This is a genomic window from Massilia eburnea (assembly GCF_050709955.1).
Taxonomy (GTDB): Bacteria; Pseudomonadota; Gammaproteobacteria; order Burkholderiales; family Burkholderiaceae_D; genus Rugamonas; species Rugamonas eburnea_A.
On record NZ_JBNZFX010000016.1, the window covers coordinates 1 to 18,318 of the forward strand.

The 18,318-nt window shown below is 62.8% G+C and carries 14 protein-coding genes, 1 tRNA gene and 1 pseudogene; 5 read left to right on the forward strand and 11 right to left on the reverse strand.

Annotation, left to right across the window (positions count from 1 at the left end; genetic code table 11):
• The coding region (locus tag ACQ4MM_RS09495) for a PDZ domain-containing protein (protein ID WP_431477138.1) at positions 1-1,147 on the reverse strand (1,147 nt) is incomplete at its 3' end.
• Between the two features lie 378 nt (positions 1,148-1,525).
• Between ACQ4MM_RS09495 and ACQ4MM_RS09500 the strand changes: the two are divergent.
• Positions 1,526-3,400, forward strand: a pseudogene (locus tag ACQ4MM_RS09500) (methyl-accepting chemotaxis protein).
• Here the strand turns inward: ACQ4MM_RS09500 and ACQ4MM_RS09505 are convergent.
• Positions 3,327-3,836, reverse strand: a complete 510-nt coding sequence (locus tag ACQ4MM_RS09505; protein ID WP_431477139.1) for a hypothetical protein — start codon at positions 3,834-3,836, stop codon at positions 3,327-3,329. The pseudogene ACQ4MM_RS09500 and the gene ACQ4MM_RS09505 sit on opposite strands and share 74 nt — an antisense overlap.
• Positions 3,837-4,388: a thymidine kinase gene (locus ACQ4MM_RS09510; RefSeq protein ID WP_431477140.1), complete on the reverse strand. Its 552-nt coding sequence runs from the start codon at positions 4,386-4,388 to the stop codon at positions 3,837-3,839.
• A gap of 139 nt (positions 4,389-4,527) precedes the next feature.
• Here ACQ4MM_RS09510 and ACQ4MM_RS09515 point away from each other — a divergent pair, with 139 nt between their 5' ends.
• The 3 genes from ACQ4MM_RS09515 to ACQ4MM_RS09525 are packed head-to-tail and all read left to right on the forward strand — an operon-like array spanning position 4,528 to position 8,413.
• Positions 4,528-5,904 (forward strand): pyridoxal-phosphate dependent enzyme, encoded by a 1,377-nt coding sequence (locus ACQ4MM_RS09515; protein WP_431477141.1) that lies wholly within the window; start codon positions 4,528-4,530, stop codon positions 5,902-5,904.
• Between the two features lie 3 nt (positions 5,905-5,907).
• Positions 5,908-7,080 carry a trans-sulfuration enzyme family protein gene (locus ACQ4MM_RS09520; protein ID WP_431477226.1) on the forward strand — a complete coding sequence of 391 codons (1,173 nt, stop codon included), beginning with the start codon at positions 5,908-5,910 and terminating at the stop codon, positions 7,078-7,080.
• Positions 7,061-8,413, forward strand: coding sequence for a peptidylprolyl isomerase (locus ACQ4MM_RS09525; RefSeq protein WP_431477142.1), 1,353 nt, complete (start codon positions 7,061-7,063; stop codon positions 8,411-8,413). Before ACQ4MM_RS09520 ends, ACQ4MM_RS09525 begins: the two co-directional genes overlap by 20 nt.
• Here ACQ4MM_RS09525 and ACQ4MM_RS09530 read toward each other — a convergent pair.
• The 3 genes from ACQ4MM_RS09530 to ACQ4MM_RS09540 form a co-directional block, all read right to left on the reverse strand.
• Complete coding sequence (locus ACQ4MM_RS09530; protein ID WP_431477143.1) at positions 8,410-9,720, reverse strand: hypothetical protein; 1,311 nt, start codon at positions 9,718-9,720, stop codon at positions 8,410-8,412. The genes ACQ4MM_RS09525 and ACQ4MM_RS09530 overlap by 4 nt on opposite strands.
• An 83-nt stretch (positions 9,721-9,803) precedes the next feature.
• A complete protein-coding gene (locus ACQ4MM_RS09535) occupies positions 9,804-12,005 on the reverse strand; it encodes a penicillin acylase family protein (protein WP_431477144.1) in 2,202 nt (733 codons plus the stop codon).
• A gap of 3 nt (positions 12,006-12,008) precedes the next feature.
• The gene (locus ACQ4MM_RS09540; RefSeq protein WP_431477145.1) at positions 12,009-12,857 is read right to left on the reverse strand and encodes a hypothetical protein; all 849 of its coding nucleotides are present in this window, start codon (positions 12,855-12,857) and stop codon (positions 12,009-12,011) included.
• A gap of 125 nt (positions 12,858-12,982) precedes the next feature.
• Between ACQ4MM_RS09540 and ACQ4MM_RS09545 the strand changes: the two genes are divergently transcribed.
• Positions 12,983-13,066, forward strand: a tRNA-Leu gene (locus ACQ4MM_RS09545).
• Between the two features lie 8 nt (positions 13,067-13,074).
• On the opposite strand, the gene ACQ4MM_RS09550 is transcribed toward ACQ4MM_RS09545, so the two are convergent.
• The 5 genes from ACQ4MM_RS09550 to ACQ4MM_RS09570 are packed head-to-tail and all read right to left on the reverse strand — an operon-like array spanning position 13,075 to position 18,178.
• Positions 13,075-13,962: an STM4011 family radical SAM protein gene (locus ACQ4MM_RS09550; protein WP_431477146.1), complete on the reverse strand. Its 888-nt coding sequence runs from the start codon at positions 13,960-13,962 to the stop codon at positions 13,075-13,077.
• On the reverse strand, positions 13,956-15,335 hold the full coding sequence (locus ACQ4MM_RS09555; RefSeq protein WP_431477147.1) for an STM4012 family radical SAM protein: 1,380 nt from the start codon (positions 15,333-15,335) through the stop codon (positions 13,956-13,958). Before ACQ4MM_RS09555 ends, ACQ4MM_RS09550 begins: the two co-directional genes overlap by 7 nt.
• Positions 15,332-16,186 (reverse strand): STM4013/SEN3800 family hydrolase, encoded by an 855-nt coding sequence (locus ACQ4MM_RS09560; protein ID WP_431477148.1) that lies wholly within the window; start codon positions 16,184-16,186, stop codon positions 15,332-15,334. Before ACQ4MM_RS09560 ends, ACQ4MM_RS09555 begins: the two co-directional genes overlap by 4 nt.
• A complete protein-coding gene (locus ACQ4MM_RS09565) occupies positions 16,165-17,295 on the reverse strand; it encodes an STM4014 family protein (RefSeq protein WP_431477149.1) in 1,131 nt (376 codons plus the stop codon). Before ACQ4MM_RS09565 ends, ACQ4MM_RS09560 begins: the two co-directional genes overlap by 22 nt.
• Positions 17,264-18,178: an STM4015 family protein gene (locus ACQ4MM_RS09570; RefSeq protein WP_431477150.1), complete on the reverse strand. Its 915-nt coding sequence runs from the start codon at positions 18,176-18,178 to the stop codon at positions 17,264-17,266. The genes ACQ4MM_RS09565 and ACQ4MM_RS09570 overlap by 32 nt, the downstream gene beginning before the upstream one ends.
• Positions 18,179-18,318: the final 140 nt, after the last annotated feature.

Sequence of the window (18,318 nt, forward strand, 5' to 3'; positions counted from 1 at the left end):
AGTCCTTGTCGCCCTTGCGGCGCGCATCCCAGTCCTGGTAGAAGGTCGGCAGCGAGATCACGCCGATGCGGCGCTTCACGGCGCCATCCTTGACTTCCAGGATCGAGCGCTTGGCCGACTGCTCTTCCATGCTGATTTTCTTGCGCACCAGGGACAGCACGTACGGCTTGCCGTCCGGGCCGGCATCGGCGCCCAGCACCTGCAGCTTGACGGTCGAATCTTTCGGGCCGCGGATCAACTGCACCACGTCGTCGATGCGCCAGCCCAGCACGTCGGTGTACTTGTCGGTTTCGCCCTGTGCCACGCCAACGATGCGGTCGCCCACTTTCAGCTTGTTGGACAGGCCGGCCGGGCTGCCAGGCACGATTTCGCGGATCACGGTGTATTCGTCGCGGTTCTGCAGCACGGCGCCAATGCCTTCCAGCGACAGGCGCATGGAAATGTCGAAGTTCTCGGAAGCGCGCGGTCCCAGGTAGTTGGTATGCGGCTCGATCGACATGGCATATGCGTTCATGAAGATCTGGAACACGTCTTCGCTATTCAGCTTGCGCGACCGGCTCACGTAGTTCTCGTAGCGCTTGTCCAGCGTTTCGCGGATCGATTTGTCGTCCTTGCCGGCCAGCTTCAGGCGCAGCCAGTCGTTCTTGACACGCTTGCGCCACAGGTCTTTCACCTCGGCGTCCGTCTTCGGCCAATCGGCCTTTTCGCGGTCGAACTGGTAGCTCTCGTCCTGCGAGAAATCGAACTTGGTCTTCAGCAGTTCGCGGGCATACGCCATGCGGTCCGAGAAGCGCTGCTGGTACAGGTTGTAAATGGTGAACGGCGTTTGCAGGTTTTCACTGGTGATCGCGTCGTCCAGGCGGGACTTTTCCTTGTTGAAGGAATCGATATCGGCCTGGGTAAAGAACAGCTTTTCGCCATCGAGCGATTTGAAGTAGCGGTCGAAGATCTTCTCCGACATCGCGTCGTCCAGCGGCATAGCCTTGTAATGGTAGCGCGACAGCACGCGGGACGCCCACAAGGCGGCCTGGGTTTGCTGTGCTGCAGGCTTGACGGGTACATCTGTCGCCTTGTCTGCCTGGGCTGCGCTTGCATAAGCGGTGATCAGTGCCAGGGACATGGTGGCCAACAGGGTGTGCTTCTTCATCGGCTTGCTCCGAACGTAGGTGACTCTATAAGAATAGTACTAATCCCATTTTACAGGATAGGACACTCTCGGTGAGAGGGGGGATGATGGGCAGTGTGCTGGGCTTCACTTAAGCCAGCCTGAAGGCTGAGCTCCTTGGAAAGATTTACGCTAAGTCATTGAATTTCCTGAGAAACATTTTGTAACAAGTGATTTTTCCAGGCGGCAACGCGATATCATATCGGCCCTTCCCCGAAAATAAACAAGAATCCATGTCCACTCTTACGCCCCCCCGCGCGTAGCTGGAGCGTCGGCACCAAGATTGCCGCCTTCACCTTCGTCCTTGTCAGCGCACTGTTAGCGCTACTTATCACCTTCATCAGCTGGACCAGTAGCGCCATGCTGGAGCAGCGTGCGCGCGACCAGGTCGCGTCCGACCTGAACGGCGTGGCAAACATGCTGGACGTGTTCAATGCGGCCATGGTCAACGATGCGGCCAGCTATGCCCGTCAATTTGCCACTTACGCGCCGGGTCCATTCGAGCTGGATGGCGGCCAGTTGTCCGCCAATGGCAAGGCCGTCAACAACGACTTCAGTATTCCCGACAACTTCACCGCGCAAACCGGTGCCATCGCCACCATCTTCGCCGCCGACGGCGCTGATTTCGTACGGGTGACCACCTCGGTCAAGAAGGAAGACGGCCAGCGCGCTGTAGGCACCAAGCTTGACCACAACAATCCAAGCTACGCCATGCTGCGCGAAGGGCGCTCCTACACCGGCCTGGCGCAATTGTTCGGCAAGCCGTACATCACCCAGTACGACCCGGTCAAGGACGCTTCCGGCAAAGTGGTTGGCGTGCTGTTCATCGGCCTGGATATCAGCAAGAACATTGCGGCCCTGAAGGACAAGATCAAGGGCATCCGCATCGGCGAAACCGGCTATGTCTACGTGCTGAACGCTGCTGCCGGCAAGGGACTACGGCACGCTGCTGGTCCACCCTTCCAAGGAAGGTGCGCCGATGCTCGACACCAAGGACAGCAACGGCAAATCCTTCATCCAGGAGATGCTGGAAAAGAAGACCGGCGAGATCCACTACATGTGGGCCGACACCGGCAGCCAAGCCTCACCGCAGGAAAAGCTGCTGGTCTACCGCTACTTCGATGACTGGAAATGGGTCGTCGCTGGCGGCACCTACGTCCATGAGATCACCAGGGATGCGGTCACTGCCCGCAACCGCTACGCCGTATGCGGCGTCGTCGCCCCTGCTCGCCTTTGCCGCCAGCCTGTTGCTGCTGGTGCGCGCCATCGTGAGCCGTCCGCTGGTACAGGTGCAGGATGCGGCCGGCCGGATCGCCGGCGGCGACCTGACCGTGCGCCCTGGACGTCACCACTGGAGACGAAATCGGCAAAGTGCTGGGTGCCATGAACGGCATCAGCGAGCGCCTGGCCAACGTCGTTGGCGGCGTGCGCGAAGGCGCCGACCAGATCGCCACGGCGTCGTCGCAGATCGCGGCCGGCAACCAGGACCTGTCCGCCCGCACCGAGCAGCAGGCCTCCAGCCTGGAGGAAACCGCCGCCTCGATGGAAGAACTGACCTCGACTGTGCGCCAGAACGCCGACAACGCGCGCCAGGCCAATGCGCTGGCCCGAGAGGCGTCGGACGTGGCCTCGCGTGGCGGCCAACAGGTTGCGCTGGTGGTGCAGAAGATGGGCGCCATCAACGACGCTTCGCGCAAGATTGAAGACATCATCTCGGTGATCGACAGTATCGCCTTCCAGACCAATATCCTGGCCCTGAATGCGGCGGTGGAAGCGGCACGCGCAGGTGAACAGGGCCGCGGTTTTGCCGTGGTGGCCACCGAAGTGCGCAACCTGGCCCAGCGCAGCGCCGCCGCGGCGCAGGAGATCAAGGGCCTGATCGCCAACTCCACCGGCGAAGTCGAAGCCGGCGCCAAGCTGGTCGAACTGGCCGGCGCGACGATGGAAGAAGTGGTCAACAGCGTCAGCCGCGTGACCGACATCATGGGCGAAATCAGCGCCGCCAGCGAAGAGCAGCGCGCCGGCATCGACCAGGTCAACCAGGCTATCGGCCAGATGGACCAGGTCACGCAGCAGAATGCCGCCCTGGTCGAGGAAGCTGCCGCTGCGGCTACGGCGATGCAGGATCAGGCCGAAGCGCTGGCACGCGAGGTACGCGCCTTCAAGCTGCCGGCCAAGGCCATGCATGCAGCCAAGGGTAATGCCTCCAGGCGTAGCACCCTGCGCCTGCAATAATCAGCAATGGCCATGAACGCATGGCCAGTTTCCAGTCCGCCGCGGAGGGCCAGCAGGCCAGGAACTGCGGCGCGATCAGGAAAGCCAGGCCGGCGTCCAGCGGCGCAAAATGCCAGGCGCCGCGCGTGCGCAGCACGGCAATCCACCAGGGAATCAGCACCAGCAGCAGCGGCGCCAACGCAGTCAGCGCGGCGTTGTACCAGCTTGCGTTGGCGAGCTTGACTTCGCCCAGGCGGTAGCCGCTTCCCTCGCGGCGCGGGATGATCGACAGTGAAACCGGCCGCGCAAACGTGAGCAGCCCGGCCAGGAAATGCGCCAGCTCATGGCACAAGGTGCCGGGAAGCTGCAGCAGCGTGAACACCACATAGCGCCGCGACAGCACCCAGATTGCCACCGCCAGGCATAGCGACGGCGTCAGGTAAAACAGCTTATCCAATTAACCCGTGTAGAAGCAGCGCCCGCAAGCCTGGCGGTAGGCCTCATTGCCGCCGATGCTGATCTGCTCGCCTTCGCGAATGCGCTCGCCCTTCTCGTCGACGCGGATATTCATCGTGGCTTTTTTGCCGCAGGTGCAGATATTCTTGATTTCCTCGATATCGTCCGCCAGCGCAAGCAGGTAGGACGACCCCGGGAACGGTTCGCCGCGGAAGTCGCTGCGCAAGCCGTAGCAAATCACCGGCACGCCCTTGGCCTGGGCCAGCTGGTGCAGCTGTTTAACCTGCTCCGGCGACAGGAACTGCGCCTCGTCGACCAGCACGCAGGCCACTTTCTGCATGTCTTGCAGGAAGCTGGTATCCGGCGAGAACAGCTCGACTTCACGCTGCGGACCGAGGCGGGACGTCACTTTGCCCACCCCGTAGCGGTTGTCGATGGCCGCGGTGAACAGGCGCACGATCAGGCCCTGCTCTTCATAGTTATGGGCGACCTGCAGCATGGAGGTCGATTTGCCTGCGTTCATCGCAGAATAGCGGAAGTAGAGTTTTGCCACGGTGGAAATTATTTTAAAAGTCGCTGCGGGATTATACGCGAGCCGCTAACCATCAAAAAAGGTATAAGCTAGCGCAAAGATATTCCTTCTTGGTTCAATCGGATCGCCACACAATGCGCGTTTTTCGCAAGGAGAGAAAATGCAGAATACCCGTCCTGCAGCTTTGTTCAGCCTGATCGGCAATACCCCGCTTGCCGAAGTCACTCGTCTCGACACCGGCCCATGCCGGTTGTTCCTCAAGCTCGAATCCCAGAACCCCGGCGGCTCCATCAAGGACCGTATCGGCCTGTCCATTATCGAAGCGGCCGAGCGCGCCGGCCAGCTCAAGCCCGGCGGCACCATCGTCGAGGCCACGGCCGGCAATACCGGCCTGGGGCTGGCCCTGGTGGGCGCCATCAAGGGCTATAAGGTGCTGCTGGTGGTGCCGGACAAGATGGCTACCGAGAAGATCCTGCACTTGAAGGCGCTCGGCGCCGACGTGCGCATCACCCGCTCGGACGTCGGCAAGGGCCACCCCGAGTACTACCAGGATTACGCGGCCCGCCTGGCCAGCGAAATCCCCGGCGCATTCTTCGCCGACCAGTTCAACAACCAGGCCAACCCGCTGGCCCACGAAACCACCACCGGCCCCGAAATCTGGGAGCAGATGGCGCGCGAAATCGACGCCATCGTGGTAGGCGTCGGCTCCTCCGGCACGCTGACCGGGCTGGCACGCTACTTCCGCAAGGTGGCGCCGCACGTCAAATTCATCCTGGCCGACCCCAAGGGTTCGATCCTGAAGGAATACGTGGACACCGGAAAAGTGGCCGATACCAGCGGCTCCTGGGCCGTGGAGGGCATCGGCGAAGACTTCATTCCCGCCATTGCGAACATGGATGCGATTTCGCAGGCCTACACCATCACCGACCAGGAGAGCTTCGACAGCGCGCGCGCCCTGCTGCGGGCCGAAGGCATCCTGGCAGGCTCCTCGACCGGGACCCTGCTGGCCGCCGCCCTGAAATACTGCCGCGAACAGGACAAGCCGCAACGCGTGGTGACCTTTGTCTGCGACACCGGCACCCGCTACCTGTCCAAGGTCTACAACGACAGCTGGATGTTCGACCAGGGCCTGCTGCAACGCCAGAAGCTGGGCGACCTGCGCGACCTGATTGGCCGCCTGTTCGAGAACGGCGACGTGGTCAGCGTGGCGCCAAGCGACACCCTGCTGATCGCCTTCAACCGCATGCGCGCAGCCGACCTGGCGCAGTTGCCGGTAATCGACAACGGCAAGCTGGCCGGCATCATCGACGAGTCGGACATCCTGCTCAAGGTAGAAAGTGACGCAGCCCAGTTCAAAGGCGAAGTGGGCGCCACCATGACCAGCCGCGTCGAGACCCTAGCGCCATCAGCAGGCACGCCCGCGCTCCGTGATACCCTAGACCGTGGCCTGACCGCCGTGATCGCCGAAGGCGGCAAATTCTATGGCCTGATCACCCGCTACGACTTACTTAACCATTTGCGCAGGACCTTATCTTGACAGATAAAAAAAACCAAAGCCCACCTGGCCACGCGCGTCATCCACGCCGGCCAGCATCCGGATCCTACGACCGGCGCCATCATGCCGCCGATCTATGCCACGTCCACCTTCGTCCAGCAAAGCCCGGGCGTGCACAAAGGCCTCGACTACGGCCGTTCGCACAACCCTACGCGCTGGGCGCTGGAGCGCTGCGTGGCCGACCTGGAAGGCGGAGCGCAAGCTTTCGCTTTCGCGTCCGGCCTGGCCGCCATTTCGACGGTGCTGGAGTTGCTCGATGCGGGTTCGCACATCGTGGCCGGCGACGATATGTATGGCGGCACTTTCCGCCTGTTCGAGCGCGTGCGCCGCCGCAGCGCCGGGCATGAATTCACCTACGCCGACCTGACCAATCCGGAAAACCTGCTGGCCGCCCTGCGCCCGGAAACCAAAATGGTCTGGGTCGAGACCCCGACCAACCCGATGCTCAAGCTGGCCGACCTGGCAGCCATCGCCCGCATCTGCCGCGAGCGCGGCATCCTGGCGGTGGCCGACAACACCTTTGCCAGCCCGATCGTGCAGCGCCCTTTGGAACTGGGCTTCGACATCGTGGTGCACTCCGCAACCAAGTACCTGAACGGCCACTCGGACATCATCGGCGGCATCGCGGTGGTCGGCGCGGAAGAACGCCAGTCGGCCTGGCGCGAGCAGCTGGCTTTCCTGCAGAATTCCGTGGGCGCCATTGCCGGTCCGTTCGACGCCTTCCTGGCGCTGCGCGGCGTGAAAACGCTGGCGATCCGCATGGAGCGCCACTGCAAGAGCGCGCTCGAACTGGCGCGCTGGCTGGAACGCGAGCCCAAGGTCAAAAAGGTGTTCTACCCAGGCCTGGAGTCGCATCCCCAGCACACCCTGGCCAAGGCGCAGATGGACGGTTTCGGCGGCATCATCTCGATCGATCTCGATACCGACCTGGCCGGCGCCCGCCGCTTCCTCGAACGCTGTGAAGTGTTCGCGCTGGCGGAAAGCCTGGGCGGCGTGGAGTCGCTGATCGAGCACCCTGCCCTGATGACCCATGCATCGATACCGGCGCCGCAGCGCGCCGCACTGGGCATCGGCGATGGCCTGATCCGGCTCTCCGTCGGCATTGAAGATATCGAGGACTTGCGCCAAGACCTGCGCAATGCACTCGACGCCATCTGAACGCCACTGCAGCAACTGCAAGCGCCCGATGCGGGCGCTTGACTTGTCCGGCCACTACCAGCGGCGTGTGGAGATCGACACCTGTCCACACTGCTGCCTGGTGTGGTTCGACGATACGGAATCGGTGCGCCTGGCAGGTGCCGGCATCGCCGAATTCTTGCGCGAAATTCACGGGGCGATGCAAGCGGATGGCGATCATGCCCACGCAGTATCGCTGGCAAGGGTGCAGTCCTGTCCCGTTTGCCGCGCCGCGCTGAAGCCGGTCTTCAACAGGACGCGCTTCGGGCGTACCAGCCAGCTTGATTGTCCATACGGGCATGGCTATTACCAGACCTATATCCTGTACCTCGCCGAGAAGGGCTTCGTGCGCCCTTTGGCCTGGGCCGACATCCGCGCGCTGCTTGCCGCCGGCAAGGAGCTGTTTTGCGCGGATTGCGGCTTCCCCCTGCCCGGCCGTCCGGTTGACGCGTGCCCTGCCTGCCAATCGGCGGTGGGCGTGATCGATCCGGCGCGGCTGGCTATCGCGACCCATGCGGCAGACGGCGGAGCGATCGCCAGGAATGTCGCGACGGAGGTCAATCAGCACAAATGCCATGCCTGTGGCGCTGCCATCGACCCGACCCACGACATCCAATGTCCGCACTGCCACGCGCCGGTGCGAAGCCATGAAGTCCCTGAAACAGCCGATGCCGCCAAGACCGACGTGCCCTTGGTGCCGACTGCCGATGAACGCCATCAAGCGGCGGCCGGCCGTGCAGCATTGTCGGCAGCGCAGCTGGCGATGGTCGACTTCAGCGAAGAGCGCTCAACACAGCGGCGTGTCAACCGTGCTTTCCGCATTTCGGTCGGCATGCTGGCGGCGGCGATCGCGTTTGGAATCATCGCCTGGAACTGGCACATGGAGCAACCCGTCAGCGAAGTTGCGCGATCCGCTCCCCTCATCTCCTACAGCCCGCGTTTCAAGGAAGATCGAATGGAGTGCGACCTGCATTCCGCAGTGCGTCGTGAAGTGCGGGTGCGCCAGTTGATCGTCATGCCTGGCACGCCCGGCCCCGGCCAGGCCAGCGCGACCTATGGCGCCACGCGCATGGCCTACCAGCGTGCCATCACCTTGCGCAACGACTGGAAAAGCGGCATCGACTTTGAACTGCTGGAGCCCCAGTTCAGCAATCCGTATGCGACGCCGCACAGCATGCCGCAGGGCTTCTTCCGCCGCGGCGAAGCGCTGGCTGCAGTGGAGCGCGTGGCGTTCTGCCTGCCGCTCCGTGAAATCAGTCCGCCAATCCTGGCGGAAGATGGCTTCCACATCATTGAAGTGCTGGAAGTGCGCTAGTCGCTTGGCCGCCGCACCGGGTCGCTGATGTTGAACACCCGCCGCACCAGGCTTTCCAGCGCCACGAACACTCCCTCCACGCCGAAGCCGGCGATGAAGGACAGCGCCGACGTGCTCAGCGCCCAGTTTCCCAACAAGCCGATCTCGCTGCCCGGCGTGCGGCCGGAAGGATTGACGAACAAGGCGATGCAGGCGCCGATCGTGGCGCCTAGCGCCAGCTGCAGCAAGGCCAGCGTGAAATCGCGCGGCGACAACAGGCTTTCGCGCATCTTCGCCCACAGCCCGCGCACCACGGCTGCGCCGGCGCCCAGCACGCCGTAACACAAGGGCAGGACGGCCGTTCCCACCACCAGCGTGACCACCCGTGCCTGTTCTTCCAGCGCGCGCTGCAAGCGGTTCTCTTGCTCCACGGGCGTGGCACGCGCCTGCACCACGCCGCCCTCCGGCAAGCGGTCAAACGGGCGCGCCAGCAGGCCATAACAGGCCTGCCAGGGCACCAGCCAATCGCGCAGGTTCATGCTGATTGCGGCCGACTGCGCCGTCAGATGGCTGCGCCGCGAGCAAAGCTGGTACTCGTCCGTGCTGCGGTAGTGCGGCACACCGGCCTTATCGGATTCGGTACAGAACTGCAGAGGCGGCGCGGTGGCGCTGGTGGCATGCTTGAACTCCGCCTCCGCAATCTCCTTGGACAATGCGGCTTGTGCCAGCTGCACCGCGTCCAGGTGCTGCAGGATAGCACTGCCGCCAGCGACGTGCCAGGACATGAGGCAGGTCAGCACCAGTCCCACCAGCAGCAGGTAGACCACCAGCTTCATGCGCAGGTTGAAACTTGAGGCCACCCTGACCAGGCCGGGAAAAGCATTGCGGGCCAGCGTCAGGCGGGTCGGCTTGTCCCAGTGCGGGCTGATTCCCGAACCGTTTTCGATGGCGCCGTTGCCGAATATCTTGTCGCGCAACCAGTTGCGCCAGTCGCGCCGGTTGTCTTCGCCCACCACCAGCAAGGTAAAGGCAATCGTCAGGCCGGTTGCAGGACGGGCGGCGGCATTCAGCTTGTCTTTGGCGCACAGCACCTTGACCGCCTGCGCCACGCGCTGCTGGTCGCTTTCGGGCGGCGTCAGGCCGATCGCGCACAGTTCATCGATATGCGGCTCGCCGTCGTCGTGGTTATGAAAATTGTAGAGGCTCTTGTCCCAGCGCCCGGAAATATGGTCAAGCAGCAGGAACACTTCATTCAGTTCGCGGATGAAGATGAATTCCTCGATCCGTTGGCAGGCGGTGCTGCCCTTCTCGTCGGGATTGGAAGACATGGGCGCCTCCCCATTGGCAGTTTGTCACTTCATTGTGCGCCTGCCAATGCGGGGAGGACTTTGCGCTATCTCAAACGTGAACCTTATTCGCCCGGACGGTATTTACGTTCCAGGTTCTTTTCAATGTCTTCCTTGTAGAACAGCACGTCCTTGAATTCGCCACGCGCATACATCTCGGCCTGGTCGATGAAGTGCGGCGATGCCGGGTCGCCGCTCTGGCCGCCCGCCAGGATGCTCTTCGCCTTTACCCTGGGCCCGAACTCGACAGCCGCGACAAAGCTATTGCCGCGCTCGCCATACATGCGCTTGGTGCGCTGTTGCGACGTCATGCCATAAGCGGCCAGCGCGCCGTAATTACCGGACGCGTAAGGCACGGGAATGCTTGGCTTGTTGTCGTCAAACGGCTGCACGATATCGCCGCTCAGGCGCTGGAAGCGGTTGATCTCGCCCCATGGCGTTTTCCAGCTGCCAAAGTCGGCGGCCAGCTTGTTCGATGCCCGCACCAGCGCATCCAGGCGCTGCTTCGAAGTAAGCTGGGTTGCCAGGTAGTCGAGCATCGGAATGCCCTTGTCTTTCGCGGCCTGGCCGTATTGTTTGACCTGGTCTTGCAGCCAGTAGATCGCCACCGAAGTGGGCACCGATGTCAGCGAGTAGCGCATATCCCAGTCGCGCAGCAGCGTAATCTGTTCGATCACGGCGGCCTTGGACAGGTCGCTGGCCGGCGCTTCATCGTAAGCGCGCACCAGTAACGGCAGCAACGGTTCGAAGGCCGTCAACTGGCTGTCGTAAGCGGCCGCGATCAGGCTGTCGATGGTGAAGTCCGTCTTCCCTTGCAGCACGCGCACTGCATGGATGCCGCGCGCATTCTCAGGGTTGACCGACATATAGGCCGGGTAGTTTTCAGGGCGCGGGCTGGACGTTCCGGCCGCCGAGAATGGCCAGTTGTTGGTGTTCTGGATCCAGCCGCTCTTCGGGTTGAAAAGCTGGATGGTTTCGCGCACCTGGTGCAAGCCTTTCCAGTCAGTCGCCGGTTCGGCGCCGTTGACCGGCTTGGTGTAGTCGAAACGCTGGTCGCGTACCGGCATGAAATTGCCGTGGAAGTAGGCGATATTGCCGTCCGCGTCCGCATATACGGTGTTGTTGGAGGAGTTGGTGCGCAGCTCCATCGATTTGTAGAAGGCTGGATAGTTGCGCGCCTTGGTGCGGATGTAGGATTGCGTCAGCGCCTTCAGCGGCTCGTTCATCATGGCCACGGACACCCATTTGCCGTTCTGCTCCCGCACAACCGGGCCGCGATGCGTGAAATAGGCCGTCACGGTTTTCTCCGCCATGCTGCCGTCGGCAGCCTTGTACGGCAGGTGCAACTGTTCGGTGCGGAATGGGCGCAGCTCCTTGCCGTACTGGTAGAAAAATTTTCCGCTCTTCTCGACCACCGTTTCCAGGTATTCGTCGATCACGTCGCCACCGCCGGAGGTGTGCATCCAGCCGATGCGGTCGTTGAAGCCCTGGTAGACGAAGAACTGGCCCCAGGTCACCGCGCCATAGGCATTCAGTCCTTCCTGGCTGTTCACGTGAATCTCGGGCCGGAAATAGAACGAGGTATGCGGGTTGATCATCAGCAGCGCATGCCCCGATTTGCTCAGGGCCGGTGCGATGGCAAAGCCGTTCGAGCCGCGCGGTTCGTTATCGCGGTCGCTGCCCCCCGCCGCCAGCGCCGGCGCCGGATGCTTGCTGTAGAACGCCTTCAGCTGCTCGATGTTAACGGTTTCAATGTCGCCGCCGATGCTGCCTTCACTGAAACTGAGCGCCATCCACGGCTCGAAACGGGCCAGCAGGCGCGGTTGCACCTTCGGGTGGGTGTGCAGGTAGAAATTCAGGCCATCGGCCCAGGCCACCATCAGTTTCTTCAGCCACTCCGGGCTCACCTTGTACTGCGCCTTCAATTGCCCGGGCGTGATGAAGAGTTTCATGCGCAGGTCCTGGTACAGGGCCTTCTCGCCCTCCACTTCCGCCAGCCGGCCCATGGCGTTGATGAAATTCAGTTCGATACGCTTGAAATCATCTTCCGACTGCGCATACATCATGCCGAATACCGCGTCGGCGTCGCTCTTGCCATACACGTGCGGAATGCCCCATTTGTCGCGCAGGATCGTGACGCGCTTGGCAATCGCTTGCAGGCGCAGCGTTTCCGCAGGACTCAATGCACCCGGCGCCTGAGGGGCGGCCGGCGCGGCAATCGCAGGAATGGCACAGAACGCGACGAGCGCGGCATTCAGCTTAAGCATGCTTTATTGCTCCACCAGTTGTGCAATGCGTTCGCGCAGGTCGGCGTTTTCAGCACGCAGCGCGGCATTCTTTTCCTTCAGTTGCGAGACCTCGAGGCGCAGCACCTCCACCTCGGTCAGCGGCGCCGGGCGTTCGGCCGCATCGTAATGCCCCTCAGCCGCATCCTCTTTCGGCGCCTTCGGCGGGCGGTTGGCGGCGCGCTGTTCGCGGATCTCGCGGGCAGCCTGCTGCAGGAACTTCCGGCCACCGGCGACAGCCGACTTCTGGTCATCCTCCGGCAGCGAGGCCACCGTAGCGGCGGCATTGATCGAGATCGTACCGGAACGCACAGCCTCCACCAACTCCGGCGTGGCGCTGCGGGTGATCTTTTCGATCTGGCCCAGGGTATTGGCGCTCAAGCGTGCGGCACGGGCGATGTCTTCGCGCTTGGCTTTCGGCTTCGGCGGTGGCGCCGCTTCTTCGGCTTCCGGGTCGGGCGGCGCAATGGCGGCATCTTCCGCCTTGGCCAGCTCCTTCACGGCCTGGTCGCGCTTGGCGATGATTTCCTGCTGGCGCAGGGCCAGCACGCCACGCTGGAAATCCGACACGCTGCGGCGGCCCAGGTGGTTGTCGATCATCCACAGCATCACGTCTTCAATATCCTTGAAGCTCGTGTTCTGGGTGACTTTGAAGGGAATGCCGTGCTGTTGGCAGATCGAGTAGCGATTATGGCCATCGACCAGGATATCGTTCCACAGCACCAGCGCATCGCGGCAACCTTCGGCCAGCAGGCTGCGTTCCAGCGCGGTGCGCTCAGCCTCGGTCAACGGTTCGATATAGTCCCGCAGGACGTCGTTAATCTTGATTTGCATGGGGTCTTTCCAGGGGATTCTGCGACCAGCATGCTACAACATTCCGCGCCGATTTCAAGCGTTGTCGATTTTGCCACTACTGGAAGTTAAGCAACAGACATGTCATAATAGCGGGCTTCAAGCATGCCCCGGTGGTGAAATTGGTAGACACACCGGACTTAAAATCCGTTGGCCGCAAGGCCGTGCCGGTTCGATTCCGGCCCGGGGCACTCTCCAGTCAGGCTTCAACCGCCACATACCGCAAGGGAATCCGCGCCAGCGTCCCGGCGCCGAAATCCTGCCCGAACGGCAAATCCCGCCGGTGTGCATACCCAATATAGCAATCGCATTTGAGGCGGCTGCACGACCGCTCACCCAGCATCGACTCCAGCGAATCCTGATACAGATTTCCCAGCCGCTGGGGGATGAAATGGCAGCGCTGCACCTCGCCGTCGCCAGCCACCGAGAGCACGTCCTCGCCGGCGGCGCAGGGACTGCCGCGCGACGGTGCCGGGCGCCGGTTGTGGATGAACCATGGATCGATGGCTTCGAGCCAGGCCAGGTCCTGCCCCGTGTAATAGCCCGGACCACGCCTGTCGTAGGCGTTCAGCCAGAGATACTGGCGCGGTGGCAGCGCCGCCCGCAGTTCGCGGATAGCGCCAAAATGCTCGCGCATTGCCACCATGCCAACGGAAAAGCCTATCCCCATCTTATCCAGACGCGCACAACGCTCGATGAATCGCTGCTGCGCAGTCTGCCCAGGGTGATAAGTGCACCATAGCGTCACTTTGTTCGGCTCGACCTGCTCCAGCCACGACAGCGGTGTTGCCAGGTTGGTCTGCACCGAGACTTGCTGGACATGCGGCATCGCCGCCAGCGCCTGCACCGCCGCGCGGTAATGGCGCCGCACCAGCGCTTCGCCCCAGGGAGTAAACAGGATGCGCAAGGGACGCTTTTGCTCCCCCGCCCATGCCACAAAGCGCGCAACTTCGGCGGCGTCCTTTGCCAGCCTGGCACGGCTATCCTTGCGTTTGGCGAAGGGGCAATAGCCGCAATCGTAATTGCAGCTCTCAAGCGTGCCCCGATACAGCAGCGAGAGCGGCGTTTCGCCTGCGGCGTTCAGCACGACGCGCCACCGCTGGACATCAGCTCCTGCACGCGCCCGGATGCCAGCCATGGGCCGATGGTATCGGCGTAGGCGTAGCCAAGGTCGTTGAGCCGAAGAAGGGAACCGGATTGCTCCGCCAGGCCCAGGGCAGCCAATTCCCTCAAATCGGGCAGATCGTCCAGGCATGTGCTGCCGAAGCGTGCCGCATAGGCCAGCAAGTCGAGGCCAGGGTCCGTCAACAGGGACTGGATCACATAGCGGCGCCGCTGTTCCTCCGGCCCAAGCTGGAAGCCATGGCGGGCCTCCAGGAAGTCTTCGTCTTGGTAAGCGAGATAGCCCTTGATGATGTCCATCGTGCCGGCGCGTCCCACCGCGTAATCGGTTGAATAATGCAGCCCCCGCGTGTAGGAACGGGCACCCGTGCCGAAGCCCACCATGCCGTCGTTCTGGCAGCAGTAGGAAGGGCCCGCCTGGTCGGGGGCGTGGGGCGCGCGGAACATGCGCATAGACACCTGCACGTAACCCCTTGCGCGCAGGTGGTCGCGCGCCGCGATATAGAGTTGCAGGCGGCTGTCGCCAGCCGGCGCAAGCGGGATCGTGTCGAAGCTCCCTGCCGCCCGCCGCTGCGCCAGTTTGCCCAACCCGGTGTGCTGGCGCACATAGAGCGGATACAGGTACAGTTCTTCCGGCATGAATTCCAGCGCACTGTCGATCGACGCCAGCAGGCTGGCGGTCGTTTGCCCGGCGATCCCGTAGATCAAGTCCAGGTTAAGGGTCGGGAAACCGGCATCGCGAATGCGCGCAATGGCGCTGCGCACCGCGTCGTTTTGCTGCGGTCTTGCCAATGCACGCATCTCGGGGGCCGAAAAGCTCTGGATACCGAGGCTGACCCGGTCGATGCCCATCGCACGGCATACCGCCAGTTTGTCCGCAGTCGCAGTTTCCGGTGACGCCTCGATGCCGGAGGGAGTGTCCTGCAATCGAATACCAAGAATATCCTCGGCGGCCCGCAGCAAGGTCTCAAGCTGGCGTGGCTGCAGGAAGGTCGGCGTCCCGCCGCCCAATGCGAATCGGGCGAAGCGCCGCTCGCCCAGCACATCGTTCAGCACCCACATCTGGCGCACCACCTGGGACACATAGCGCTCGACCAGCTCGTCACCGGGATTGGCCATCGCAAACAGGTTGCAAAAGCCGCAGCGCATTTCGCAGAAAGGGACGTGGATATAGCCGAACAAGGCCGAGCGGTCTTCCCCCGCCCACAATGCCTGCAGCGGCATGGGCTGCTCCAGGGTCCGGTACGCGGACTTATGCGGATAGGAATAGGAATACGCCTGGTACGGGGTTTGCCGCATGCGTTGCGCCAGTGTGCTGGCGGGGACGGGGTGGTTCAAGATCGCGTCGCTCCGGGCGAGTTAAGGAAAAAATGCGCGTAAGGGACGTTCCACACGGTTTCATGCGCCAGGCGGTGGCCCTGGAAGCCAGCTTCCCCATAAGCGCTGCCGTGGTCGGAACAGATGATGACGAAGGTCGGTGCACGCGCCGCACAGGCAGCCAGCAGCGGTTCCAGTGCGCGGTCGACATAGCGCAGTGCGGCTGCGTGGCTGTCCAGGTTGTCGGCTTTGCAGCCACGCAGGTAGACGCGGTTCGGCTTGTGGATCGCTGCCACATTCAAGAACAGCAGCACGCGCTGCTGACCCGCAGCCTGCAGGCATTGCTGCGCCAACGCCGCCTGATTGGCGGTGGAAGCAGGTGCGTCCACACCCATCGAGTGCGACCAATGGCTTTCAGCGAACATCGACGGCAGCACGCATCCCAAGGCGGTCTGCTTGTTGAAGAAGCCAACGCCGCCGATGCAGACGGTATGGTAGCCGGCAGCCGCCAGTCCGGAGGGAATACTCTCCTGTTCGAACACACAGGTATGCGCCGAAGTCGTCTCGCTACCGCGGAAGGCCGTAGCAAACAGGCGCGGATGCGGGCCGGGACTGTCCGGCGTCGGCAGGAATCCGGCAAAGAAGGCGTGGTGCGCGGCATAGGTGAAGCTGGCCGGCGTATGCCGCCGCTCCCAGCCCCCGGGTGGCAGATAACGGCCGAGCACGGGCAGTTCGCCTGCTTCGAACAGTTGCTGCGCAACGTCGTAGCGCAAGGTATCGAGCGTGATGAACAGGATGTCGTGGCTGCCGACCACCTGGTTCATGTCGGGAATGCTGTGTGCCGGCAGTGTCATGGCATGAAGCTTTTCCATTGGGCCGTGTAGGTATCCTGCTCCTGCCAGAGCAAGCCGGGAAGGAGGTCGCCGAACGCATTCGCTTCCAGCACATGGGCTTCGCCGCGCTGGGCGACCAGGTCCAGGCCGATGACGTGGCTGGCCGGGAAAGCCTGCGCTGCCTGCCGCGCGACGCTCTCCAGCGCATCCAGCGACGCGGGGTCGAGCAGGCTTTCCGTCGCGGCACGGCGATTATCCAGGTGCAGGTTGGTCATCATGCGCGTGCCGACACGGGCCACGCGGTGCGCCGGCTGGCCGGCCAGCGTAAGTACGCGAATGTCGTAGTGGCCATTGCCTGCGCGCGGCTTGGGTAGCCACCCTTCCGCGTATGCCTGCTGCTCGGCCAGCAGGTCGACCAGGGTTCGAATGTCGGCGGCAAGGTGATAGCGGCTCATGCGCTTCGAGTTGTACAGCCGCGCGCCGCCCTTGCCTTCCACCAGTTGGGCCGACGTGGTGGCCTGCTCTCCGCCGCGCCGGTTGCGGCGGTAGGCAACCACACCGGACGCGCTGGAGCCATAGCGGGTCTTGATGAAGGCCCGGTCCAGGCTATGCTGGTCGAGCAATGCCCGGAAATGATCATACCCTTCCACCATGCCCAGCACCGGTGGCACGGGCACCTTATGCCGGGCCAGATGCTGCTGGCAAGCCAGCTTGTCCGTCATCAGCATGGCTTCGCTTGGGGCATTCATGACCCGTACATGTGGCATGCCTGCTAGCTGCCGCTCCAGGTGCTTCAAGGCTTGCACCAGCCCTTTGAACCAGGCGCCCGAGACTGCGATCTCGCCGTGTTCGAGCGGGCCAGGCACGGCGATGCCTTCGACAACGCAGCCGTCGGCCAGCAACTGTGCCTGGACGGCCGGATCATCGCCCGGAGGCTCCATTTTGAATACGCACGGCCGCTCCAGCAGGCCGCTCAGCCTTCCTGGAGCCGCGAGCCAATCGCGCCATTCGAGCACTTCGGCCGGCGGCAGGCCGGCCTGGCTGCGGGCCTGCTGCGTCAAGCGGATGCGCTTGCCGCTGGCGACACCCAATACAACCAGGCGGCTTGGCAATGCCTTATTCTCCAACCGCGACGTAGCGTTCGCCATCGTCGTCTTCCTGTGCGTCATCCAGCACCACTTCCAGCGGCAAGGCCTTCAAGCTCTCCTGCACCTGCGCCGAGATATAGTGATGGGAGAGGTCCAGGCGGCGCAGCGAACGCACGTGTGGGCTGTCCAGCAAGGCGCGCGCGCCATCATCGCCCAGGGTGCCGAGCGACAGGTCCAGCGTGTGCAGTCGGCCGACAATTTCTTCGCCCGCAAGCCATTGGGCCAGCTCGTCGGTGATTTCCGAGTCGCGCAGGCCCAGGTAGCGCAGCGACGGGCCAGCCAGTGCGCCAAGCAGGCGGCGGTACAGCTCAACGTCGCCGTCAAAGCCATAACCGTCGGAGCCCAGCCACACTTCGAGATGCTCCAGGGCTGGCAGCGAAGAGCCGATCAGCGACTCCACCACTTCAGACGGCAGGCCGCCCGATTCGATGGTCAGCTTGCGCAGCGCTGTATGCGTTACAGGTTCCAGCGACAGGTCCTGTGCACCGCGGATGCGCAGTTCTTCCAGCTTTGGATACGAGTTCAGCAATGGCGTGTAGTCGCCCTGCACGATCCACGAAATCTCGCATTCTTCAAACGTCATGTCGCCGATGAACAAGGCGCGCAGTGCCGGCAGTTCCGGCGCGCGGGCAACCAAGGCCGCGATGATGTCATCGGCGCTTTCTTCGTACGGTTCGCCCCACATGCCGATCACCAGTGCGTCAAGCTTCGACTTGTCGGCGCTTTGCAGGAATTGGTCGAACAGGTCCGGCATCTTGCGTTCATCGTCGTATTCGAGCGCCAGCCGGTAGACTTTGTCGCCGGACAGGTCGACCGGCAAAGCCGGGTCATAAGCGGTGACGGTTTTATTGAAGAAGGTTTCAGTGCTTTCGGAGATGGTCACAGTGCGCTTCCTGAAAAAGACCCTGGCGCCTTTCGCCTGGGAAATATTGAAATTTTAACAGGCAACATGCTTAACGTCCGCTTAAATTAGGTGATTCCCTAAGTTGACTCTGGGTATCTCATCCGCCTACACTCCGCCCC